The 23,375-nt window shown below is 42.1% G+C and carries 17 protein-coding genes and 5 tRNA genes; 2 read left to right on the top strand and 20 right to left on the bottom strand.

The genetic code is table 11. The annotated features are described in order from the left end of the window. Nucleotides 1–44 precede the first annotated feature (44 nt). Nucleotides 45–1,328 carry an HlyC/CorC family transporter gene (locus AAC853_RS11915; protein ID WP_338882981.1) on the top strand — a complete coding sequence of 428 codons (1,284 nt, stop codon included), beginning with the start codon at nt 45–47 and terminating at the stop codon, nt 1,326–1,328. A 384-nt stretch (nt 1,329–1,712) separates the two neighbouring features. Here AAC853_RS11915 and luxS read toward each other — a convergent pair whose 3' ends face one another. The 18 genes from luxS to gpt all read right to left on the bottom strand — a co-directional run bounded on the left by luxS (nt 1,713) and on the right by gpt (nt 18,102). Then, nucleotides 1,713–2,228 (bottom strand): S-ribosylhomocysteine lyase, encoded by a 516-nt coding sequence (gene luxS, locus AAC853_RS11910; protein ID WP_338882982.1) that lies wholly within the window; start codon nt 2,226–2,228, stop codon nt 1,713–1,715. A gap of 163 nt (nt 2,229–2,391) precedes the next feature. Then, nucleotides 2,392–3,951 (bottom strand): glutamate--cysteine ligase, encoded by a 1,560-nt coding sequence (gene gshA / locus AAC853_RS11905; protein ID WP_340614689.1) that lies wholly within the window; start codon nt 3,949–3,951, stop codon nt 2,392–2,394. 196 nt (nt 3,952–4,147) lie between these two features. Then, nucleotides 4,148–4,224, bottom strand: a tRNA-Arg gene (locus AAC853_RS11900). Between the two features lie 85 nt (nt 4,225–4,309). Further along, nucleotides 4,310–4,386, bottom strand: a tRNA-Arg gene (locus AAC853_RS11895). An 81-nt stretch (nt 4,387–4,467) separates the two neighbouring features. Further along, nucleotides 4,468–4,544 (bottom strand) — tRNA-Arg (locus AAC853_RS11890). A gap of 81 nt (nt 4,545–4,625) precedes the next feature. Further along, nucleotides 4,626–4,702, bottom strand: a tRNA-Arg gene (locus tag AAC853_RS11885). An 8-nt stretch (nt 4,703–4,710) separates the two neighbouring features. Further along, nucleotides 4,711–4,803, bottom strand: a tRNA-Ser gene (locus AAC853_RS11880). A gap of 430 nt (nt 4,804–5,233) precedes the next feature. Then, a complete protein-coding gene (csrA, locus tag AAC853_RS11875; protein ID WP_010845367.1) occupies nt 5,234–5,419 on the bottom strand; it encodes a carbon storage regulator CsrA in 186 nt (61 codons plus the stop codon). A 247-nt stretch (nt 5,420–5,666) separates the two neighbouring features. Continuing rightward, nucleotides 5,667–8,294, bottom strand: a complete 2,628-nt coding sequence (alaS, locus tag AAC853_RS11870) for an alanine--tRNA ligase (RefSeq protein WP_340614688.1) — start codon at nt 8,292–8,294, stop codon at nt 5,667–5,669. Between the two features lie 342 nt (nt 8,295–8,636). Next, on the bottom strand, nt 8,637–9,713 hold the full coding sequence (recA, locus tag AAC853_RS11865; protein ID WP_338882986.1) for a recombinase RecA: 1,077 nt from the start codon (nt 9,711–9,713) through the stop codon (nt 8,637–8,639). 103 nt (nt 9,714–9,816) lie between these two features. Beyond that, nucleotides 9,817–10,320 (bottom strand): nicotinamide-nucleotide amidase, encoded by a 504-nt coding sequence (gene pncC, locus AAC853_RS11860; protein ID WP_338882987.1) that lies wholly within the window; start codon nt 10,318–10,320, stop codon nt 9,817–9,819. Between the two features lie 117 nt (nt 10,321–10,437). Then, nucleotides 10,438–12,588 carry a bifunctional acyl-ACP--phospholipid O-acyltransferase/long-chain-fatty-acid--ACP ligase gene (gene aas / locus AAC853_RS11855; RefSeq protein WP_340614687.1) on the bottom strand — a complete coding sequence of 717 codons (2,151 nt, stop codon included), beginning with the start codon at nt 12,586–12,588 and terminating at the stop codon, nt 10,438–10,440. A 120-nt stretch (nt 12,589–12,708) separates the two neighbouring features. Beyond that, a complete protein-coding gene (gene aroL, locus AAC853_RS11850) occupies nt 12,709–13,239 on the bottom strand; it encodes a shikimate kinase AroL (protein WP_273558942.1) in 531 nt (176 codons plus the stop codon). Between the two features lie 165 nt (nt 13,240–13,404). Continuing rightward, the gene (proA, locus tag AAC853_RS11845) at nt 13,405–14,658 is read right to left on the bottom strand and encodes a glutamate-5-semialdehyde dehydrogenase (protein WP_340614686.1); all 1,254 of its coding nucleotides are present in this window, start codon (nt 14,656–14,658) and stop codon (nt 13,405–13,407) included. Between the two features lie 29 nt (nt 14,659–14,687). Then, nucleotides 14,688–15,791, bottom strand: coding sequence for a glutamate 5-kinase (proB, locus tag AAC853_RS11840; protein WP_479715119.1), 1,104 nt, complete (start codon nt 15,789–15,791; stop codon nt 14,688–14,690). A gap of 113 nt (nt 15,792–15,904) precedes the next feature. After that, on the bottom strand, nt 15,905–16,306 hold the full coding sequence (gene crl, locus AAC853_RS11835; protein WP_340614684.1) for a sigma factor-binding protein Crl: 402 nt from the start codon (nt 16,304–16,306) through the stop codon (nt 15,905–15,907). 71 nt (nt 16,307–16,377) lie between these two features. After that, a complete protein-coding gene (frsA, locus tag AAC853_RS11830) occupies nt 16,378–17,625 on the bottom strand; it encodes an esterase FrsA (protein WP_340614683.1) in 1,248 nt (415 codons plus the stop codon). Nucleotides 17,626–17,643: 18 nt separating this feature from the next. Further along, nucleotides 17,644–18,102 (bottom strand): xanthine phosphoribosyltransferase, encoded by a 459-nt coding sequence (gene gpt / locus AAC853_RS11825; protein ID WP_273558934.1) that lies wholly within the window; start codon nt 18,100–18,102, stop codon nt 17,644–17,646. 247 nt (nt 18,103–18,349) lie between these two features. Here gpt and pepD point away from each other — a divergent pair, with 247 nt between their 5' ends. Continuing rightward, nucleotides 18,350–19,810, top strand: a complete 1,461-nt coding sequence (gene pepD / locus AAC853_RS11820; RefSeq protein ID WP_340614682.1) for a beta-Ala-His dipeptidase — start codon at nt 18,350–18,352, stop codon at nt 19,808–19,810. A 63-nt stretch (nt 19,811–19,873) separates the two neighbouring features. On the opposite strand, the gene dinB is transcribed toward pepD, so the two are convergent. Next, nucleotides 19,874–20,929 carry a DNA polymerase IV gene (gene dinB, locus AAC853_RS11815; RefSeq protein WP_340614681.1) on the bottom strand — a complete coding sequence of 352 codons (1,056 nt, stop codon included), beginning with the start codon at nt 20,927–20,929 and terminating at the stop codon, nt 19,874–19,876. 232 nt (nt 20,930–21,161) lie between these two features. Further along, the gene (locus AAC853_RS11810) at nt 21,162–23,204 is read right to left on the bottom strand and encodes a choline transporter (RefSeq protein ID WP_340614680.1); all 2,043 of its coding nucleotides are present in this window, start codon (nt 23,202–23,204) and stop codon (nt 21,162–21,164) included. Between the last annotated feature and the right edge of the window lie 171 nt (nt 23,205–23,375).

Here is a 23,375-nt window from a genome sequence, read left to right as displayed (position 1 = left end):
ATTATCATCGCCAATTTGTATAATTATTAGGAAGGAACTCTGTTTTGGAGAACGTTTCAACAAGTACATTGATTATAATTCTTATTGTCATGGTTATTGTTTCGGCTTATTTCTCTGCCTCAGAAACTAGCATGATGACAATCAACAGATATCGCTTACGCCATTTGGCTAAACAGGGGAACAATCCCGCACGCAGGGTAGAATCTTTGTTGCGCCATCCAGACAGACTCATTAGCCTGATACTTATCGGTAATAATCTCGTCAATATCTTAGCGTCCTCTCTTGCTACTATCGTTGGTATGCGTCTCTATGGTGATGCCGGTGTTGCTATTGCAACAGGTGTACTCACATTCATTATTCTTGTTTTTTCTGAAGTGATGCCAAAGACCATCGCAGCGCTTTACCCTGAAAGAGTTGCATTCCCAAGTAGCTTCCTGTTACGCCCACTCGAAAAAATTATGCTACCCCTTGTTTGGTCATTTAATAAAATCAGTTTGCTACTTATGCGCTGTTTGGGTATCAAAACCTCTAATATCCGCAGTGATGCCGTCAGTAAAGACGAGCTGCGCACAATTGTGAATGAATCAAACGCCAATCTATCACGCCGTAATCAAGATATGCTGCTCTCAATATTAGATCTTGAGAAAGTCACCGTTGGTGACATTATGATCCCACGTAATGAAATTGTCGGTATTGATATTAACAATGATTGGAAATCCATTATCAGGCAACTGACACACTCTCCACATGGACGTATTGTGTTATATCGAAATTCCCTTGATGATGCTATCGGTATGCTCCGAGTGCGTGAGGCCTATCGACTGATGATGGAAAAAAAAGAATTCACAAAAAGAAACTTACTCAAAGCCGCAGATAAAATCTATTTCATCCCTGTTAGCACACCACTAAATATCCAACTTATTAATTTCCAACATAACAAGCAAAAGGCGGGGTTAATCGTTGATGAATATGGCGATATTCAAGGATTAGTAACTGTCGAGGATATTTTAGAAGAAATCGTCGGTGATTTTACTACATCCATGTCTCCAACTCTGGCAGAAGAGGTTCTTCCGCAAAGTGACGGCTCCGTTCTGGTTGGTGGTACAACCAATATCCGTGAATTAAATAAAGCTTTCTGTTGGGCGCTTCCCGAAGATGGTCCAAGGACAATGAATGGAATGATTTTGGAAGAACTCGGCGAAATTCCTGAATTAAACACTCAAGTGCAGATCAATGAATATAATTTTGAAGTTCTTGCGGTACAGGACAATGTTATCAAGCAAGTTCGTGTAACACCGATAAACCACGATATAAAATTCAGTGGATAATTTAATCGACATATACACTTAAGCCAATATTCAGCTTTACCTATTTTTAACAGACAGTAAAACTGAGTATGTATTTTTTTATTTAATTAAAAACCACCTTTTTAATTTTATCTTCTAATGATTTCTATTAACTATCAGATTGTTAAATTCATAAGGCTCATACCATGATTTAATGCAATAAAGAAACTTCCCTATTATTATAAATCAATACATCATATTCCATTTTTCTATATGTCGATTCTCAAGTAAATTAGAAAAAAAAGAACCATCAATATAGGGCTAGTAAGATAAGCTAGCCCTTCAATAACATAAAGCAAATTTGGCTGCTTAACCGAAAACTCCATAGCCAAATGTCATCGTTGTTGAGATACCATATCTAACAAACTAAACCTGAAGCTCCACTAGTTTTTCTTCAGGCAATGCCAATTCATCGTTATAATTGACACGAACACCAGAATCAAGAATACGCTGAGCAATATCTTGAGCTTCTTTCAATGAGTGCATTTCATATGTACCGCACTGATAAATGTTCAATTCTGGGATCTGGCTCTGATCTTGAACTTTTAGCACGTCTTCCATTGCAGCTTTCCAAGCATCAGCTACTCTCAATTCTTCTGGAACACCGATCAAGCTCATATAAAAACCAGTACGACATCCCATTGGAGAGATATCAATGATTTCAACACCATCACCATTCAAATGATTGCGCATAAAACCCGCAAACAAATGTTCAAGTGTGTGAATACCTCGTTCTGGCATCACTGCATTATTAGGAACACAAAAACGTAAATCAAATACTGTAATAGTATCTCCATGGGGAGTTTTCATTGTCTTTGCAACTCTAACAGCAGGTGCCGCCATACGGGTATGGTCAACTGTAAAACTATCTAATAAAGGCATAATATTACCTCCTAAGGTATCAGATTTTTTACGAAGATTTTTTTAAGATGGATGAAACCTTTTCATTTGTAGCTAGTCATAATATAGGAAGACGCGCAAAATTGTTATCATCCTATTCTCTAAGATATTTTATTTGGCCACCATCGGTGGCCATTTTCTTTTTTTAATACCCCGCATGAAGTTTTAAATACTCTTCAAAACTCATACTATCTTGCTGTTCAAGGCTATGCTGACGTGATACAGAAGCTTCACGCTCAATGGAAAAATTTTCATCATCCAAAATTGAATAATGTTCTTCAACCAATTCACTATGATACTGCTCTGCCAGTTCTAACCCAAATCCAACTATCCCCTGAGATTTCATCTTGTTCAGGACTCGTGCTGAAAACGTTAGCGATGGATCTTCAAACATATTAACCAATTCTTTACAAACTGATTGATATTGGGTTCCTGAACAGGCATCCAAGACTTCAGCAACTCGCTCTAAATCCCTGAATAATTCCTGTCCTACGATCTTAAATGGCTGTTGCTCAATTCCATAACCAAGGTTAATAGACAACCCTGGCTTGCGTCCTTCTAAGATAATTTTATTCCAGTTTCCACGACAACATGCAAGCTCCTCATTTCCCATTTCAGGAGCATCAGCCAAAGCACACCATATCAAAAATAAGTCAAGAAAACGAATTTGCGTCTCATCAACGCCAATAGAGGAAAAAGGATTAATATCTAAAGAACGCACTTCAATATATTCTATACCACCTCTCAATAAAGCGTCTGAAGGTGATTCTTCTTCTTTCGTAACTCGTTTTGGACGTATCGGCGCATACAGCTCATTTTCAATTTGAAGAACATTAGTGTTGAGCTGTAAATATTTATCTCCTTTTTTGATACCGATTGCCGCAAATTCTTTAGATGGCTTATGAATTGCTTTCTTGAGACCTTCTACATAAGTATGAAGATTATTAAAAGTAATATTCAGATCACTTTGCGATTTGTTGGTATACCCCAGATCACTCATCCTCAACGAAGTCGCATAAGGCAGATAACAAGTCCCTACCTCTGTTTTTTCAAAAGATAATGCTGTATTTCGTCCACGTAAGAACGAAGAACAAATTGCCGGTGATGCACCAAATAAATAAGGGATTACCCAGCCAAAGCGGTAATAATTACGGATCAAACGCAGGTAACCATCTGAAATCAGATCTTTTCCTGTTTCAGCATCTTTAATACCTAACCATGCCTGCCAAAAACTCATTGGTAGAGAAAAATTATAATGCACACCAGAAATTGTTTGCATTAGTGCGCCATAACGGCTCTTTAATCCTTCACGGTACAAGGTCTTAAAGCGGCCCAAGTTAGATGTACCATATTGAGCCAAAGTGATATTTTCTTCTTCCTCGATAAAACATGGCATACTTAAAGGCCACATCTTTTCATTGCTCAGATTCCGGGCGGTATAGATATGCAAATCTTTAAGGAAAGCAATGGTTCTATCTAAATTGCTATCAACAGGGGTAATAAACTCCAATAAAGATTCAGCAAAATCAGTTGTAATCCATTTATGCGTTAAAGAAGCACCAAGTGATTTTGGATGCTCTGACTTAGCTAAATGACCGTCTGGAGTAACACGCAATGTTTCACGTTCAATGCCACGACAAATACCATTTAATACAGTAGGGTTTGACTCTAACCATGACAATGCTTTTGATACGTCCGGGATCAATTTGTCCTCCCGTGGAATTTAAAAGATTATTACTAAGAGGTTACTTTATCTGAAACAAGCCAAGTTGTCGCTGATTACATAAGGGTGACAACACACCACAGACCAAATAATAAACAGGATTAATGAAACGAATGTTATATTCAAATAGAAATAAAAAAAGAAAACCCCTGCCTTTATTAAGGCAGGGGTTTTAATCTGGTGCATCCAGGAGGATTCGAACCTCCGACCGCTCGGTTCGTAGCCGAGTACTCTATCCAGCTGAGCTATGGATGCATTGTCGATTTTCTATTTCTGTCCAGGTGCTATTGATTACCTGACTAGATATAATTGGGATACCAAAAAATTCGGATATCTAAAATGGTGCATCCAGGAGGATTCGAACCTCCGACCGCTCGGTTCGTAGCCGAGTACTCTATCCAGCTGAGCTATGGATGCATTGTCGGTTTTCTATTTCTGCTCAGGCGCTAATGATTGCCTGACTAGAATTGAGATACCTAAAAAATCGCGGTATTTAAATGGTGCATCCAGGAGGATTCGAACCTCCGACCGCTCGGTTCGTAGCCGAGTACTCTATCCAGCTGAGCTATGGATGCATTGTCGGTTTTCTATTTCTGCTCAGGCGCTAATGATTGCCTGACTAGAATTGAGATACCTAAAAAATCGCGGTATTTAAATGGTGCATCCAGGAGGATTCGAACCTCCGACCGCTCGGTTCGTAGCCGAGTACTCTATCCAGCTGAGCTATGGATGCATATTAAATGGCGGTGAGGGAGGGATTCGAACCCTCGATGCAGCTCTTAACCACATACTCCCTTAGCAGGGGAGCGCCTTCAGCCTCTCGGCCACCTCACCATTTTTAAAACCTGCGACTTAGAATTTTTACTTCCGGTATTCACTCAGAAGCTTTTCTTCAAGCTCTTCGTCGCTGCGATGGCGCACATATTACTTTCCCTGTCTGATAAGTCAAACAATTTTTCGCAACTTTTTTCCGTTTGAATATTTAACACGCAAAATGCTGGGTTTAACATCTAACAGACTGTTTTATCAGCAGTGAAATTATCTAATAACTGTCAAAAATTACGAAAATGATTATTCATCTCTATGACCTTATGAATGAGGCTTTTTCAACAGATAGAAAATAAAAAAACATGAGAGAATAGAATCAAGGTATTGAAAAAGGATGAACAGAGTAAAGTTACAAAACAGAAAAGTGGAAAGAGACGGAGAAAAGGAAGTAAAGTAGCGCCCATGTCTTAAAAAAAGCGTGGACGCCATTCTTGAATTAAAAAGTTGTAGGCTGAGATTTCTCTGCCTGAATCCGTTGATAAATCTCTTCACGGTGAACAGAAACTTCCTTGGGTGCATTTACACCAATGCGAACTTGGTTGCCTTTAACTCCCAGTACTGTGACTGTTACCTCATCGCCTATCATGAGCGTTTCACCAACTCGACGAGTCAGAATAAGCATTCTTTGCTCCTTGAAAATTTAAAAGAGTCGGGTCTCTAGGTTTCCCCGCTATTATCCATCAAACACCGTGAAAACGTAAAGCAATGATATCTACTTAAAGTATAAGCAGTTTTGAACACATTTCCTATATCTATAGGATAGCTAAAATATAAGTATGTGCCCAACATTTCAACAATTTCACAACAAAAAACATCCGGCACTATAAAAAAACGCTTTCATAGTGCCGCTGCTGTCACAGCAATACCAACTATAACCGCAATGTTACCCACTCTTCTACACTAGCTAACGCGGAAGGAAGAGCTGCGATATCAGTCCCGCCAGCCTGAGCCAAATCAGGACGTCCTCCTCCTTTACCTCCAACCTGTTGGGCAACAAAAGAGATTAAATCGCCTGCTTTTATTTTAGCAGTCAAATCCTTCGTTATACCAACAGTTAGACTGACTTTATCACCAGTCACCGTAGAAAGCACAATAATTGCTGATCCTAACTGATTTTTTAAATCATCAACCATTGTTCTGAGCATTTTTGGTTCTATATCACCTAATTGTGTCACCAGTAGACGAACACCTTGGATTTCTTTGGCTTGACTCGCCAAAGAGGAACTTTCCTGAGCTACTTGCTGAGATTTCAACTGTTGCAACTCTTTTTCCAATTGTTTCGCTCTGTCCAGTGCCGTTTTCACTTTCTCATTTAGGCTACTGATATCAGCTTTCACCAGATGAGCAATATCTTGCAGTAAATCAGCCTGTTGATGGATAGAATTTAACGCAGTTTGCCCCGTAATAGCTTCAATACGGCGAATACCGGCTGCTGTACCTGATTCACTGGATATACGGAACACCCCTATATCACCGGTGCGACTCGCATGAGTACCACCACATAGTTCGGTAGAAAAACCGCCCATGCTAAGCACACGCACCTTTTCTTCATACTTTTCACCAAACAATGCCATAGCACCTTTGGCTTTTGCTTCTTCCAACTCCATTAATTCTGTAACAATTGGTGAATTTTTGCGAATTTCTTCATTCACCAAATTTTCGACTTGACGGATCTGTTCTGGCTTCATGGCTTCAAAATGAGAGAAGTCAAAACGCAGATACTTATCATTTACCAAAGAGCCTTTTTGGGCAACGTGTTCTCCCAAAATTTGACGTAATGCTGCATGTAATAAGTGGGTCGCTGAGTGATTCAAACGAATAGCGTCTCTGCGTACCACATCAATTTCAGCATTAACTGTATGATTAACGCTTAAACTACCACTTTTCAATTTACCAATGTGGCCAATTGCCTGAGCATATTTTTGTGTATCGACGACGTCGAATACACCAGTATCGTTCGACAATTTACCCGTATCACCGACCTGTCCACCAGACTCAGCGTAAAAAGCGGTCTTATCAAGTATAACGAGCGCTTCTTCACCGGCATGAATTTGCTCAACAGCTTGGCCATTGCGGAAAATAGCGATAACAGAAGATTGCTGTGAATTATGTTCATAACCGCAAAAATCACTGCGTCCATCAACCTTGATAAGCTCATTGTAATCTGCACCAAAACCACTGGATTCACGAGCACGACGACGCTGGTTCTCCATTGCTGTATCAAAACCAGTTTCATCAACTTTGATATTACGTTCACGACAAACATCTGCAGTCAGATCAACAGGGAAACCATAGGTATCATACAAGCGGAAAACGGTTTCACCGTCGAGCGTATCACCAGATAATTTAGCCAGCTCTTCATCCAGCAACTGCAAACCACGTTCCAAAGTACGGGCAAACTGTTCTTCTTCGGTTTTTAATACCTGCTCAACCAAAGTCTGCTGCTGTTTCAGCTCTTCACCGGCTGCTCCCATGAATTTAATCAATGGTGCAACGAGCTTGTAGAAAAAGGCTTCTCTTGCCCCCAACATGTTACCATGACGAACAGCACGGCGAATGATACGACGAAGCACATAGCCGCGGTTTTCATTGGATGGAATAACCCCATCGCAAATCAGGAACGCACATGCACGGATATGGTCTGCAACAACACGCAGAGATTTATTGGCAAGATCTGTCGCTCCTGTCACTTCTGCAACCGAAGCAATTAAACTCTGGAATAGATCAATCTCGTAGTTTGAGTTGACATGTTGCAAGACGGCGGTGATACGCTCCAACCCCATGCCGGTATCAACGGAAGGTTTTGGCAACGGCTCCATAGTACCATCGGCATGACGGTTGAATTGCATGAAAACGATGTTCCAAATTTCAATATATCTGTCACCGTCTTCTTCTGGGCTGCCTGGAGGACCTCCCCAAATATGTTCACCGTGGTCGTAGAAAATTTCCGTACAAGGACCACATGGGCCAGTATCCCCCATTTGCCAGAAATTATCTGACGCATATGGAGCACCTTTGTTATCACCTATACGAATGATTCTTTCTGCTGGAACACCGACTTCTTTATGCCAAATGTCATAAGCTTCATCGTCTGTCTCATAGACAGTAACCCACAGTTTTTCTTTTGGCAGGTTAAACCACTTTTCGCTGGTCAGTAACTCCCATGCGTATTTAATTGCATCTTGTTTAAAATAATCGCCAAAACTGAAGTTGCCCAACATTTCGAAGAAAGTGTGGTGACGAGCTGTATAACCCACATTTTCTAGATCGTTATGTTTACCACCAGCACGAACACAGCGCTGAGCCGTTGTTGCTCTAGAATAAGGTCTATTATCCAATCCTAAAAAGACATCTTTAAACTGGTTCATCCCTGCGTTGGTGAACAACAATGTTGGATCATTGGTTGGCACCAACGAGCTGCTTGGCACTATCTGGTGCCCTTTAGTATGAAAAAAGTCAAGAAACGCTTGACGGATCTCAGCGGTGCTTTTGCTCATAATTGTCCCGAAATCAAGCTGAAAAAACAGATCTATGAATGGTTGAGGTGGTATATCGCGTCACCATTTCAACTCACGAATAAATTAAAGTGGGGTTAAGATAGAATGTCTTCCATAAGAAGTAAAATCCCATATAAATCCATTCGCCATCGAGCATTGTAATTCGTCTAAAGATTTTCTGAAAGCCTGTTCGTTACACCTGTTTCAATACGCCTATTTCAAGGATGTTTATTTCCTCCAGAGAAACAGGTATAAAAATAAAAACCACACCCGATATGGATGTGGTTTTTTAAAAGCCAAATTAGCTCTATATTATGACTGAATTGGAAGGCAAATGAGTAATTAAAACTCTTCGGGATTCACTTCTTCGCCGTTGTCTTCATAATCTGTCACGTAATCCGTAGCTGCACTATTGAACTCACCTGTATTATTCAACAGTAAATCGCGCAGTTTCTTATCCAATTCGGATGCAATTTCTGGATGCTCTTTCAGATACATAGTGGCATTGGCTTTACCTTGTCCAATTTTTTCACCATTGTAGCTATACCATGCACCTGCTTTTTCTACCATTTTGTGTTTAACACCCAGATCGACCAACTCGCCAAAAGTATTAATGCCTTCACCATAGAGAATTTGGAATTCGGCCTGTTTAAATGGCGCAGCAACCTTGTTCTTGACCACTTTCACACGTGTTTCGCTACCAACCACTTCGTCGCCATTTTTCACCGAACCAGTACGGCGAATATCCAAACGGACAGATGCGTAGAACTTCAGCGCATTACCACCTGTGGTCGTTTCGGGGTTACCAAACATCACACCAATTTTCATGCGGATCTGGTTGATAAAAATCAACAGAGTATTCGAATTTTTCAAATTCCCCGCTAACTTACGCATCGCTTGGCTCATCATACGTGCAGCCAGCCCCATATGAGAATCGCCGATTTCGCCTTCAATTTCTGCTTTTGGTGTTAACGCTGCAACAGAGTCAACAATAATCACATCAACAGCACCAGAACGTGATAAAGCATCACAAATTTCCAATGCCTGTTCGCCAGTATCAGGCTGAGAACATAACAGGTTATCAATATCTACACCCAGTTTTTTCGCATAAACTGGGTCAAGAGCATGTTCGGCATCAATAAAAGCACAAGTTCTGCCTTCGCGCTGGGCAGCGGCAATGACTTGCAGTGTCAGCGTTGTCTTACCAGAAGATTCTGGCCCATAGATTTCAACAATACGGCCCATCGGCAAACCACCCGCACCCAATGCAATATCCAGTGACAGGGAGCCAGTAGAAATAGTTTCCACATCCATTGAGCGGTTTTCACCCAAACGCATGATGGAGCCTTTACCAAACTGTTTCTCAATTTGGCCCAGCGCTGCTGCTAGTGCTTTTTGTTTGTTTTCATCGTTAGCCATATTTACTCCTTCGCAAGCAATGAAGGGGCTGCCTCACTGCTGATAAACTGTTTCTGATACCAAAGTGCTGTATGATTATACTGTATAATCATACAGCATCAAGCTAATTTTTTATGACTTCATCCAATAAGGTTTTTAAAGAAAAAATGACGGCTTGTAGACGCACTGCATTACGATCACCCGAAAAATGCTGGCGATATACTACAGTCTGAATGTTTTTGTTAACGTAAAAAGCAAACCCAAACCAAACTGTGCCGGTTGGTTTTTCCTCACTGCCCCCTTCTGGCCCAGCAATACCGCTGACTGCAACAGAAATATCTGCCTTAGCAACAGCCAATGCTCCTGTCGCCATCTCTCTTACGACCTGCTCACTGACCGCACCAAACTGCGCCAATGACTCTGGCAAGACGCCCAGCATTTCATGTTTAGCATCATTACTATAAGTCACGAAACCACGATTGAAATAGGCTGAACTTCCCGCGATATCTGTAATCACTTTAGCTATCCACCCCCCTGTGCAAGATTCTGCACAGGTCACGGATAATTTTTTACGTATTAATCTCTTGCCAAGTTCAATACTAAGCTGATTCAGGAATTTTTCATCCATAACAGGCCTTCAATTCTATAAGAAATTAATTTTTCCGAAGTAGATCCCAAATCCATAGCCCGTAATTGCCAAAAGAGAGTGAGTAACGATTGTCTTTCCACTGTGACATCCATTTCCTTACTCTTGTTCGGCCATTTCTCTTAGGATGACAAAATCCGGTTTACCACTACCGAGCAAAGGAAATTGCTTCACATAACGAATATCTCGTGGAACCGACAATTCAGGCATACCCATTTCACGTGCCACTCCTAGCATTCTGTTTCTATTTAGATTCGCATCTGTAGTGAACAATACCAGTGCTTCACCTTTGCTTCGATCACTTCTGGTTATAGCCGCATGTAGCCCATCAGTAGAAACATGAGAAGCGATTTGTTCTACCGCGTCGAGAGAAACCATTTCCCCTGCAAGTTTGGCAAATCGTTTCACACGTCCTTTGATCGTACAGAAACCCTCTTCATCAATAGAAACAATATCTCCGGTATCATACCAACCAATTTGATTATTTCCTTCTGAGTCTTTCGCAGCGGGTAGCTCTAAACGATCAGGCGCTTCAACCCGCAGATATCCTTTCATAACATTTGGCCCGCGTAGCTGTAACCGCCCCCCTCTCTCAATACCCTGTATAGGCAGCAAGCGCGCTTCCATACCTGGTAAAATCCGCCCAACTGTTCCTGCTTTTGCCGCCATCGGTACGTTGATTGCGACTATCGATGTACATTCCGTTATCCCATAACCTTCTAAGATACGGATACCAAATTTATCTTGCCAAATTCGCTTCGTGTTTTCTGACAGTTTCTCACCCCCAGCCACGACATAACGCAGACGGGCAAAATCATAAGGGTGGGCAAAACGAGCATAATTCCCCAAGAAAGTTGACGTTGCGAACAACACAGTACAATTTTGATCATAGACCAATTCAGGCACAACACGATAGTGCAAAGGGTTTGGATAAAGGAATACCCGACTACCTGTCATTAATGGAGTAAATAGACCCATTGTTAGACCAAAAGCATGGAATAGAGGTAAAGAAGACATAAAACGATCTAGTGGAGTAAAATCAGCGATTGTTTTTATCTGCTCAACGTTTGCCAACAAACTGGTATGACTATGAACAACACCTTTGGGTACACCTTCTGAGCCTGACGTAAACAGGATCAATGCATCATCATCCGGTTTTTGCGCAGCCAAAATAGCTTTGGAAGGGAAAATCAAATACCACAATATCCAAAACTTATCTTCCGGCGTGAGCATGCCCTTTAAATCTTCGAGATATACCCAATTAGCTTCGGTTACTTGTTCTGGTAGATGGGCTAACTGCTCGTTTTCCAGGAATTGGCGGGAGGTTACAATAGTTTTAATGGATGCCGCTTGCATAGCAAGTTTAATGCCACGGCTTCCTGCCATATAATTCAAAAGGGCTGGCACCCGTCCTTTTAACGAAGCACCATATACGGCAGCTGCCATCACAGTTGCATTTGGAAACAACAAACCAATTCGCTCACCTTCTTGTGTAAAGTGTTCTAAGCTCCGACTGATACTCAATATTTTTTTCAGTAATGAATGATAGCTATCTTCTTTAAAGTTCACATCTTCAATACAGGGCTTAAAACGGCCAAAACGTTTTTGCGCAGTAAGGTAAGCATTGAATAACGTCTCCTTTGGGCGCGTCTGCATTCTCACTTCCATCATAATGGCATGGAGGTGTTCTCCTACCAAACGACGACATGTTGCTGAATCGGGTGCATCAGGCATTGGCAGGTCAATGGCAGGTAAAATCTTGAGAGTGATTTTCGGGAACCAATGCAATTTCATAATTCCTTTTAACCGACCAAAAACCGTTTGCTCTGCACCATCAATTCGGATTGGTATTACTTTCGCACCTGATTTTGCGGCAATAAAAGCGGCACCATCATAAATTTTCATAAGGGAGCCTGTTACAGTGATCCTTCCTTCAGGAAAAATCACAATCGGACGCCCTTTGTCCACTTCTTTAACCAATGTCCTAACTGCCATTGAGTTAGTAGGATCTAAAGGTACAATATCTGCATAAGGCTTGATAAATTTGAAAAAACTGCGGGTTGCAATATTAGAATAAATAGCAAATACAGGCTTTATTGGCAGGAATAACCCAATTAACAGACCATCCAGAAACGAAATATGGTTGGGAGTAATAATGCATTTAGGGTATTGTTGTAACTGTTTGGTATCACCTTCGATTGTAATCCTAAAGAGTACACGAACAAGTAACCGAATAAAATTTAAGAGCATGTCCATATCTCAAATATAATTAATAAAATTAAAGTGAGTAAATAGGGTGATACTATAAGTTATACGGGCAATTTGTTATATAAGGCTTCCCTAAAAAATACACTTAAATGCCTTTATCCATCAAATTAATTTATTTTTCTGGTTTAGAATGTAAGACTTAATGTGAGATACGATCTCTTCTGTTGCAAGATTGGCATCGACAATAAAATGGGCACACTCCTGGTATAATGGCTCTCTTTCAACCAATATTCCTTCCATTTCTTCTATGATAGATTTCCCTGTTAGACTAGGACGTTGCGTATTTTCTGGATTGAGAGATAATCGATTACTCAAAACGCTTGCCGTTGCCTGTAAATAAATAACAATACCATTGTGTTGCATATATTGGCGATTCTCAAGCGACAACACCATTCCGCCACCTGTTGAAATGACATGTTCATTCTGGCTAACCGTTTTCAACGTTTGGCTTTCTAATTTTCTAAAATGTTCCCAGCCATATTGTTCAACAAGATCGGCTATCGTCATTTTATTCATGGTCTGAATACTTTCATCGGTGTCAATAAATTTATACGACAGCGCATCAGACAGTAACTTACCTATTGTTGTCTTTCCTGCACCCCGTGCACCTACGATGAATAGCGTTTTTTTCATTTCATTGTTTCCCCGAAGAGTCTATAAAATTAAACCTAAACATAACGTTTAGAAACCAAACGATTACACTATGTAAAAAAGCATTTTTAATGGTTCAAAAAGTCACACTTAGAATTAAGTGTGACCCAACATAGTTCAATAAAGTCTAATCAAAATAAGAGATGGTCAACTCCGCGGTAAATAATCACCATAACCAATCCACTTATATGTTGTCAGTGCATCAAGCCCCATTGGGCCACGGGAGTGTAATTTCTGGGTACTGACAGCCACTTCCGCTCCCAAACCAAATTGTCCACCATCAGTAAAACGCGTGCTGGCATTCACATATACCGCAGCTGAATCCACATGGCGCACAAAGTACTCAGCCTGTTGCAAAGATTCCGTCAATATCGCATCGGAATGGGCTGTACCATAAGTACGAATATGCTCAATAGCCAGATCGATATCGCTGACAATATCCACATTCATATCTAAAGATAACCATTCATCACAGTAATCTTCCTCTGCCACTTCAACGACAGTTGCAGGGCCATCTTTCAGCAATGTCATCGCTGATTTGCTGGCGTGTAATGTCACGCCCTGCTCCTTCATTCTGATACTCAAAACTGGCAAGAAATCGGCTGCTATTTTTTCATGCACCAATAATGTTTCCAGTGAATTACAAGCGCTTGGACGCTGGACTTTCGCATTAGTAATGATTTCCAACGCTTTTTCGATATTGATGGTTTCATCCACAAATGTATGACAAACACCAATACCGCCAGTAATTACAGGGATTGTCGATTGTTCCCGGCACAATTTATGTAACCCCGCACCGCCTCTTGGGATCAGCATATCGACATAACGATCCATTTTCAGCAATTCAGCCACCAACTCACGATCAGGTTTATTGATAGCCTGAACCGCGGCCGCCAGCAATCCACTTTGTTCCAATGCCTGCTGGATAACCTTAACCATCGTTTGATTAGTGTGGTGAGTCTCTTTACCCCCACGCAATATCACTGCATTACCGGTTTTCAGACATAACGATGCCACATCAATAGTGACATTGGGCCGGGCTTCATATATCACGCCAATCACGCCCAACGGAACTCGGCGACGGCTCAATTGCAATCCATTATCCAATAATTGCCCGTCAATAACTTGCCCGACAGGATCAGCCAAACGGCAGACTTGGCGCACATCATTGGCAATGGCATTCAGCCGCTCAGGTGTCAGTAATAACCGGTCGAGTAGTGCTTCGCTCATCCCCTGTTCACGAGCTTGCTTCATATCTTGCTGGTTAGCAGCAAGAATCATTTCAATCTCCGTCTCCAACAAATCAGCAATGTGATTCAACGCTTGGTTTTTCTGACTGGTACTCAATTGCGCCAATTGCCACGATGCGGCTTTGGCTGCTTTTCCCATCTGCTCTATCATGGTGAAGTCCTTAACTCACGATCAATTCATTAAATTACAATCAAATCGTCACGGTGAACCGCAACAGCGCCATATTCATAACCCAATATCTGGCTAATTTGCTGTGAATGATGGCCAGCTATCAGGCGTAGTGCATCACTATTGTAACGGCACACGCCATGGGCCAAATCTTTACCCGATAAGCTACGGATACAAATGACTTCACCGCGGGAAAAATCACCTTTAACGTTTTTGATCCCTTTTGGTAGCAACGAACTACCTTTCCCTATAATCGCCGCTTCTGCACCATGATCGACAATAATTTCCCCTGCCGGAGGTGCCCCAAAAATCCAACGTTTACGGTTTTCCATTGGGCTAGCCAGGCCATGAAAACGTGTTCCAACCGATTTCCCTGAGATTACATCAGCAATCACATCCGGCCTATTACCCGCGGCAATAATGACATCAATGCCAGCACGTCCAGCTACACCTGCCGCCTGAAGTTTTGTTGCCATTCCCCCCGTGCCTAACCCCGAAACGCTGTCCCCTGCCATCATTTTCAGTTCATCACTAATGTCATACACTTCAGGGATCAAGGTTGCATCAGGGTTACTACGAGGATCTGCGGTATAAAGCCCTGCTATATCTGTCAGAAGCAACAGCTTATCTGCACTCCCCAAAATAGCAGCCAGTGCAGAAAGGTTATCATTGTCACCCACTTTAATCTCTGCTGTCGCAACAGCATCATTTTCATTAATAATGGGAACGATGTGATTATCAAGCAAAGCCTGAAGGGTATCCCTTGCGTTTAAGAAGCGCTCACGATCTTCCAAATCTGCACGGGTCAAGAGCATTTGCCCGACGTGAATACCATAAATAGAGAAAAGCTGTTCCCACAATTGGATCAGGCGACTTTGCCCAATAGCTGCCAGCAATTGTTTTGAAGCAATAGTTGCTGGAAGATCAGGATATCCTAAATGTTCACGTCCAGCGGCAATCGCACCAGAAGTCACAATGATAATGCGGTGACCTTTTTCATGCTGTTTAGCACATTGACGAACCAGTTCCACAATATGGGCACGATTCAAACGACGAGAGCCACCGGTCAATACACTCGTCCCCAGTTTCACAACCAATGTTTGGCTGCCATTCATCATATTTCTGCCATTACAGTTAATTTGAAAAAACAGTGCTCAGTTTTAACAGGAGAGAGGCGTTATGCCAACTGACATAACGCAAAATTTAGCAAAAGCAGGTTAAAAACAAATTACGCTATCAATTGCGTCTGCAGGGTGACGGTGTTTTCAGATGGGATCAATGTGAGTTTGAGCGTTTCACAAGAATCAACCAGACGTTTGTGAAATGCCTGTAGCATTGATTCAAGGTACTCAAGATCGGCTTTTTTTTTGATCTTCATAATACGCCACTCACCCTGTTTATCGAATAAGCCTATCTGATAGTTATAAACAAAACCTTGATCCTGCTCTTCTAGCTCTAACCACCATCCCCAAAATTCACGTTTTTCTGGCGCTACTTTGGCACTGACACAAACAGCTAAACAGTCAAAGAAAAAATAACCATTTTGGCACTTTAATTCACGTACATACGGCCCTAATGCAGAAAAGCGCTTTAACAACCTATTTTTAGAATAACTGACAGGTAAAGTCATACAAAGGTCTCCTTATATACAGAATACCTTTGTATCAAACGATTAAAAAATATCAAGTGATAAATTTAATTTTATAAAACTTTATCTTTCAACCATACACTTATCTCGTGTAATGCCTTATTGAAACCACTATAAACTGAGGTTGCAGGAATAGCTCGTACTAAACCTTCCATTGATGACATCGCAATCAACGTTGAGTCTTTCCTTGGGCTGAAAATATCATCTTCCCAATACACTGAAAACATGGGCACAGTACAACGATGGCCCAATAGCCCTTGATTCTTCAACGAATAACACGCTAATTCTGAACGTAATCTCTTTTCATCAACGTGATAAATACCTAAACGACTGGCCAAGACGTCAATATACATTGACGGGATTTTCTGCTGTAATTTTTCATCATGCAGTAATTCATGCACAATCGGGCCTACCACCGATACGCCTTTAATCAGTTTCGGTTCCAGATAAGCAAGCCGAACAGCGATATTCGCCCCAAAACGAAAACCAAATACGCCTACACGGGTATGATCAATCCATGGCACGCTATCTAGTTGTTGTAAAACTTGTTGATGAAGTACGCAGGTATCCTGCGTTAACGTAAATTTAGCGGAATAACCAACAGAAGGCATATCCAGTGTTAACATGGCAAAGCCAAGAGGCGATAAGTATTCACGAAACAACCGCCAGCAATCACTCTGGACATTATCAAGGCTGGCACAAACTAATATCGTCGGACAAGGTCCTGGTACATGGGAAGGCAGGTGTAATAACCCGGTAACGCTTTTGCCCCCTTCCAACTGGAATTCCAGCTTTTTTAATTCGTAGTCAGAAAAACGCGCCGCGTTTTCATAGGCTTTATTAGCCAACACAATGGCCTGATCGGCCAGTTCATCACCGCGCAAATGAGGATAAGCTGCAATACTATATAGCGTTGCAGCCTTTAACCAACATGACCCGGCTTTTTCCGTATCTTCAGTATGCAACGCTTCCTGTTGCCAGTACATTGCCTGCTGAGACCACTCAAATGCCCAGTTTCCTTTACGATAGCCGACCACAGTATCCAACAAATGTTCAGTACTGCGTTCGGCATCCGTCACGGCAATCCGGCTGAGGACATCTTGAATTTCTAGCGGATTTACCCCCCTCCAGATCCAAGCGAGCCAATTAATCATGCGATACCACCGCTCGCGGCGCTCCCCACCAAGCATACTATCACTGGTAGTTACGGACTGTGGGCGAGTATATTTTACCAGTGTAGAGGTCTCCCGATGTTTAAACCGAGGCTTAAACAGCGATTCTGAAAGGTTTTGTTTCGTCATGGCAAAAGAAAAATCTTACTACTTTTCACAAACGGGTGGAACGAACACGACTCCCATATCCCAAGGCTGCTCAATCCATGTGTTTTGGGGAATGTCAATAACATAATCATCCACAAGAGGGCGCCCGGCGGGTTTGGCAAAAATCGTTACAAAATGCGCTTTCGGATACATGTCACGGATTGCCTGGGCTGTACCCCCAGTATCAACCAGATCATCAACAACAATGAACCCTTCACCGTCACCTTCCGCTTTTTTTAATACTTTCAACTCGCGCTGGTTATCGTGATCATAGCTGGAAATACAAACCGTATCGACATGGCGAATTCCCAACTCACGAGCCAGTAACGCTCCCGGAACCAGACCACCACGGCTAACGGCAATAATGCCTTTCCACTGTTCTACGGGAAGTAAACGTTGCGCCAATTGACGGGCATGCATTTGCAACATATCCCACGTTACAACATATTTTTCACTCATAAAATTACATCCTGGAAACTAAAGAATATTTCAGAAAAGCGTTTTTTGCGGAAAAAAGGTTGCGCGAGATTATAGTGATTTGAACCAACAAAAACCAGTAAAAACAGGGGAAGCCCTCATTCTCACAGCCCATTGCTGACAATAAAATGATATTCTCAAGCCTAGGGTCAATGCAGATGATAAAAACTCCCTGATGCACCAAACATTACCATTTTTCTCACCAAGATTCAGTTATAGGAGATTCGCCGTGTCCGAATTATCAACGCTATCCCCACAACCCTTATGGGATACTTTTGCCCAGATCTGTTCCATTCCTCATCCCTCTTATCATGAAGAAGCTCTCGCATCCCATATTATTGCGTGGGCAAAAAGCAAAAGATTCCATGTAGAGCGGGATGAAGTGGGTAATATTTTGATCAGAAAGCCAGCGTCAAAAGGTATGGAAAATCGCAAGGCGGTCGTCCTTCAAGCACACCTTGATATGGTTCCACAGAAAAATAACGATACTCAACACGATTTCACAAAAGATCCTATTCGCCCTTATATCGATGGTGACTGGGTTACGGCTGATGGTACAACTTTAGGCGCAGATAACGGTATTGGTATGGCTTCTGCTCTGGCCGTTTTGGCGGACGAATCCGTTAAACATGGACCATTGGAAGTTTTGCTGACCATGACCGAAGAGGCCGGCATGGATGGTGCATTCGGCCTGAAATCTGGCTGGCTGCAAGCTGACGTTCTGATCAATACAGATTCAGAAGAAGAAGGCGAAATCTACATGGGTTGTGCAGGCGGCATTGATTTTTTCACAACCTTACACCTGTCCCGTGAAGCGCTGCCAGCTAACTATAAGACACTACAATTGACGATTAAGGGATTAAAAGGCGGTCACTCTGGCGGTGATATTCATCTGGGGTTAGGTAACGCCAACAAATTACTGGCTCGTTTCCTGGCCACGTATTCCGACGAGTTGGAACTGAAATTAATTCATCTGCAAGGTGGAACCCTGCGCAATGCTATTCCTCGTGAAGGTTCTACCGTGATTGCGGTTCCTGCTGACAAAGTTGAAAAACTCCATCAATTGAAAGATAACTATCTGGAGACATTGAAAAACGAATATTCTGTCGTTGAAAACAATCTCACTCTCTTGTTGGATGAAACCAAAGCATCATCACACGCATTAACCACGGATTGCCAGACACGCTTCATATCCATGCTCAATAGTATGCCGAATGGTGTTATTCGTATGAGCGATGTTGCCAAAGGTGTGGTAGAAACTTCGCTAAACGTAGGCGTTGTAACCATGGACGAAGAGAAAGCCGAGGTTATTTGCCTGATCCGTTCACTTATCGAAAGTGGCAAGGTTTATGTTGTTGAAATGCTGCATTCTCTGGCAAAACTGTCTGGAGCAGAAACCGTAGCAAGTGGCAGCTATCCGGGCTGGCAACCTGACGCCAATTCGCCCATCATGCATTTGGTGCGTGAAACTTATCACCAACTCTTCGATAAGACACCGAATATCATGGTGATCCACGCGGGTTTGGAGTGTGGCCTGTTCAAAAAACCGTATCCTGATATGGACATGGTTTCTATCGGACCAACTATTCGGGGTGCTCACTCCCCTGATGAGAAAGTACACATTAAGAGTGTCGGTCAATATTGGCAGCTACTCACCGCAATTCTCAAGGCTATTCCGGCTAAAGAATAATAGAAAATTATATTGCCGCTCCCCTGCCATCTTGTTTGTGGGGGAGATTGCGTCCTTTACACCTTACCATTCCAATAAAAGCTGCCGCTCCAGTTGTGGGTTTTGTAACGTCACCTGCAACCCAACCAGCCTGACTCCCCGCCCTTCCCTGCGTGTTTCCCAAGCCTGCTTTGCTATTTGGATCAGATCGCGTTTATCCAATATAGGATGGACATGTTCCTGTGTTGTCAATTGAAAATCGTCAAACTTTAATTTGATACCTTGACGAGCTATGCGGAGATCGGGTTTTACCTTTTCCAATCGTTTTTTCAGTTCAGGATAAAGTTTTTCAATGAGTTCAACACATTCATGCCATTCATGGATATCCTGTGCCAAAGTTTCCTCCACCCCAACGGACTTACGCAAACGTTCTGGCGTGATCTGTCGTTCATCAATACCATGACAACGCTGCCAAAGCGTCAAACCAAACTTACCTAAACTTTTTATTAGTGCCAGCTTGTCATAACGCTGCACGTCAGAACAGGTCGCTAACCCCATGTCTGACAACCGTTTAGCAGTGACCTTTCCAACACCGGGAATTTTGCATAATGCCAGCGACTTGATAAAAGTTTCAACTTGTTCAGGAGAGATAACATATTGCCCATTGGGTTTATTGATATCAGACGCTATTTTGGCTAAAAACCTCACTGGCGCTACACCAGCCGAGGCCGTTAACTGCAATTCATCAAAAATGACCTGACTGATTTCTTGAGCAATCAACGTGGCGGAACCGTGACAATAATGGCAATCCGTCACATCCAGATAGGCCTCATCTAAAGAAAGTGGTTCGATCAACTCAGTGTAACGGGAAAAAATTTGACGAATATGTTGAGACACTTCTTTATAATGCGCCATTCTGCCAGGGATGACTTTCAATTGAGGACAAAGTCTTAATGCCGTAGCCGTAGACATCGCACTATGCACCCCAAAACGGCGGGCAGGATAATTTGCCGTACTAATGACGCCCCTTCGATCAGCGCTTCCCCCGACAGCAATGGGAATATTACGGAGTGATGGATTATCCCGCATTTCAACGGCAGCAAAAAAGCAATCCATATCAATATGAATAATTTTGCGCATCTGATCTCCTCACATCAAAATACTGTATAAATATACAGAAAGAGATCATGAAACTCTAGTCAATTTTTCAGCAAAACTTCAACGAACGGATTTCTTCGAATGTAAACAGGCATTCGACTCCCGCCAGGATGAAATAAAATCATTCTCTGTTTTAATAAAAAATCGCCTGTCATTTCAGATAACACAGGCGATTTTTTTATCCTTTACTTTATTTCGCTTATCTTCCTGCCAATTAACCTCCACTAGGAAAAATCAATGTCTGTCCCGGTGCTTCTCGGTTTAAATGAATAAAATTCAGATGTTTTTCATAGTGGTCAAGAATATCGCTAATGATTTGCTCTTTGGTATAGTCCATCAAATCATTACCCTGTGTTCCTTCCATCAGAAAAGTCTCCAACCGATAATAGTGAGACTTACCCGCTCTCGCCCGATAGGTAAATCCAGGTACAGAATAGCGTTGCGGCCAGATTTGATAGATAAAATTCTGTTCATCCCCTAAATCAACAATTAATTCTAGTGGATTCAGACGTTTGTTCTCTTTAGCTGGCAGTGCATTAAACTGCACTTTCGCACCACGTACAACTAACTCTTTAGCCACTTCTAACATCGCGGGACGGCACACCATATCCAGCATTCGCTGAGTGTTTTTCGTACCAGGAAAGTGCATCATACGGCTCAAACGCTGCTTCCAATTCAATGAGCCATTGTCATGCATAAGAGTGGGGGAGGTATTTTGCAGCGAGCTGGCTTTACGGAAATCCTCTACCCGCAAAGACTTATATAGCCCCGCCATGACAAAGAAGATCACAAAACTAAAAGGTAGCCCCATGATAACCGTGGTATTTTGCAAAGCAGGAATACCATCCGTCATGAGGATACCCAGTGTTAATACACCGATTGCCACCGACCAAAAGATACGCAACCAATTTGGTGCATCATTATTGATATCACTTAGATTAGAAGTGAAATTTCCCAGCACTAACGAACCAGAATCCGCCGACGTGACATAAAACAGCAATCCGGTAATGGTGCCCACAGAAGCACTGAACGTGAATGCCGGATAAAGTGCCAGCAAACGATAAAAACCTTGTTCTGGGTGTTGTAACACGGTTTCCGCCAACTGGCGATTACCATGCAGAATTTCATACAACGCACTGTTACCAAAAATCGATAGCCACAGCAGTGTAAAAACAAATGGAATGACTAATGTTCCCATAACAAACTGGCGAATCGTTCTGCCACGGGAAATGCGCGCCAGGAACAGCCCTACAAACGGCGACCAGGCCACCCACCATGCCCAGAAAAACAGAGTCCAGTTATTCATCCATTCAGTGGGGCGTTCAAAGGCAAAACTGTTCAGCGTCATACCCATAAAACGGCTGATATAATCCCCGACGTTCTGCACTAATCCGTTAAGCAGGAATTCGGTATCGCCCATAAACAAAATGAATAAAACCAAGCCAAGAGCCAGCAGGACATTCAATTCAGACAAAAATCGAATGCCTTTGTTTACGCCGGAAGTTACGGAGATAATGGCTATCACCACAGATAATAGTATCAATCCTCCCTGGATCCCCAATCCTTGCGGTAAGTCGAAAAGAACTTTCAGACCATAATTCAACTGCACAACCCCAATTCCCAGCGTCGTTGCAATGCCAAAAATGGTCCCTATTACTGCCGCAATATCCACTGTATGACCGATTAATCCTTTAATGCGGTCACCAAAAATAGGATAAAGTGCCGAGCGGATAGTCAAAGGCAAATTATAACGATAACTAAAATATCCCAGTGCAATTCCCATCAAGGCGTACATAGACCAGCCCGTCAGGCCATAATGGAACAGCGTCCACACCATCGCCTGACGAGCTGCTTCAATAGTTTCCCCTTGACCCGTTGGTGGTTGCATATATTGCGTGACAGGTTCAGCCACCGAGAAAAACATCAAATCAATGCCGATCCCAGCGGCAAACAGCATCGCCGCCCAACTTAGCAAACTGAATTCCGGCTTAGATTGTTCCGGTCCCAATTTGATTGAACCAAAACGGGAAGCCGCGACAAAAACAACAAACACAATGTAAAGCGTCGCAGCCAGTAAATAATACCACCCGAAAGTTTTAGACACCCAATTCAGTGTATTTTTTATCCAAATACTGGTTGCATCTGTGAAAAAAATAGTGAACAGAGAAAATGCAATAATCAGTCCGGCAGAGGTAAAAAAAACGACAGAATTCAGGGTGTCCTTCTGGGTGTTTTTTGGACTGTCTTGTGTATTCATAGGCAGTTCCTGAAATTAATAGCATTAAAACAGATGAAAAACATAATTCATATAACAGTTTGAATTAAATATAAAATTTAAGATACCTTAAACAAATTCACTCCCTCATTGTAAAATTATTGTGATAAAACATATTTAATTTTGATTGAACATTCAATTAAAAAAAAGTTT

This window comes from Xenorhabdus thailandensis (assembly GCF_037996785.1).
Classification (GTDB): Bacteria; Pseudomonadota; Gammaproteobacteria; order Enterobacterales; family Enterobacteriaceae; genus Xenorhabdus; species Xenorhabdus griffiniae.
This window is presented reverse-complemented; position numbering and strand designations above follow the sequence as displayed.

Coding starts and splice junctions, on each gene's coding strand:
- aroL (WP_273558942.1), bottom strand. CDS start 13,239: ATGAAAAAAACGCTATTCATCGTAGGTGCACGGGGTGCAGGAAAGACA.
- frsA (WP_340614683.1), bottom strand. CDS start 17,625: ATGACGAAACAAAACCTTTCAGAATCGCTGTTTAAGCCTCGGTTTAAA.
- dinB (WP_340614681.1), bottom strand. CDS start 20,929: ATGCGCAAAATTATTCATATTGATATGGATTGCTTTTTTGCTGCCGTT.
- crl (WP_340614684.1), bottom strand. CDS start 16,306: ATGACTTTACCTGTCAGTTATTCTAAAAATAGGTTGTTAAAGCGCTTT.
- aas (WP_340614687.1), bottom strand. CDS start 12,588: ATGCTCTTAAATTTTATTCGGTTACTTGTTCGTGTACTCTTTAGGATT.
- gpt (WP_273558934.1), bottom strand. CDS start 18,102: ATGAGTGAAAAATATGTTGTAACGTGGGATATGTTGCAAATGCATGCC.
- AAC853_RS11810 (WP_340614680.1), bottom strand. CDS start 23,204: ATGAATACACAAGACAGTCCAAAAAACACCCAGAAGGACACCCTGAAT.
- recA (WP_338882986.1), bottom strand. CDS start 9,713: ATGGCTAACGATGAAAACAAACAAAAAGCACTAGCAGCAGCGCTGGGC.
- csrA (WP_010845367.1), bottom strand. CDS start 5,419: ATGCTTATTCTGACTCGTCGAGTTGGTGAAACGCTCATGATAGGCGAT.
- pncC (WP_338882987.1), bottom strand. CDS start 10,320: ATGGATGAAAAATTCCTGAATCAGCTTAGTATTGAACTTGGCAAGAGA.
- luxS (WP_338882982.1), bottom strand. CDS start 2,228: ATGCCTTTATTAGATAGTTTTACAGTTGACCATACCCGTATGGCGGCA.
- proA (WP_340614686.1), bottom strand. CDS start 14,658: ATGATAGAGCAGATGGGAAAAGCAGCCAAAGCCGCATCGTGGCAATTG.
- alaS (WP_340614688.1), bottom strand. CDS start 8,294: ATGAGCAAAAGCACCGCTGAGATCCGTCAAGCGTTTCTTGACTTTTTT.
- proB (WP_479715119.1), bottom strand. CDS start 15,791: ATGAATGGCAGCCAAACATTGGTTGTGAAACTGGGGACGAGTGTATTG.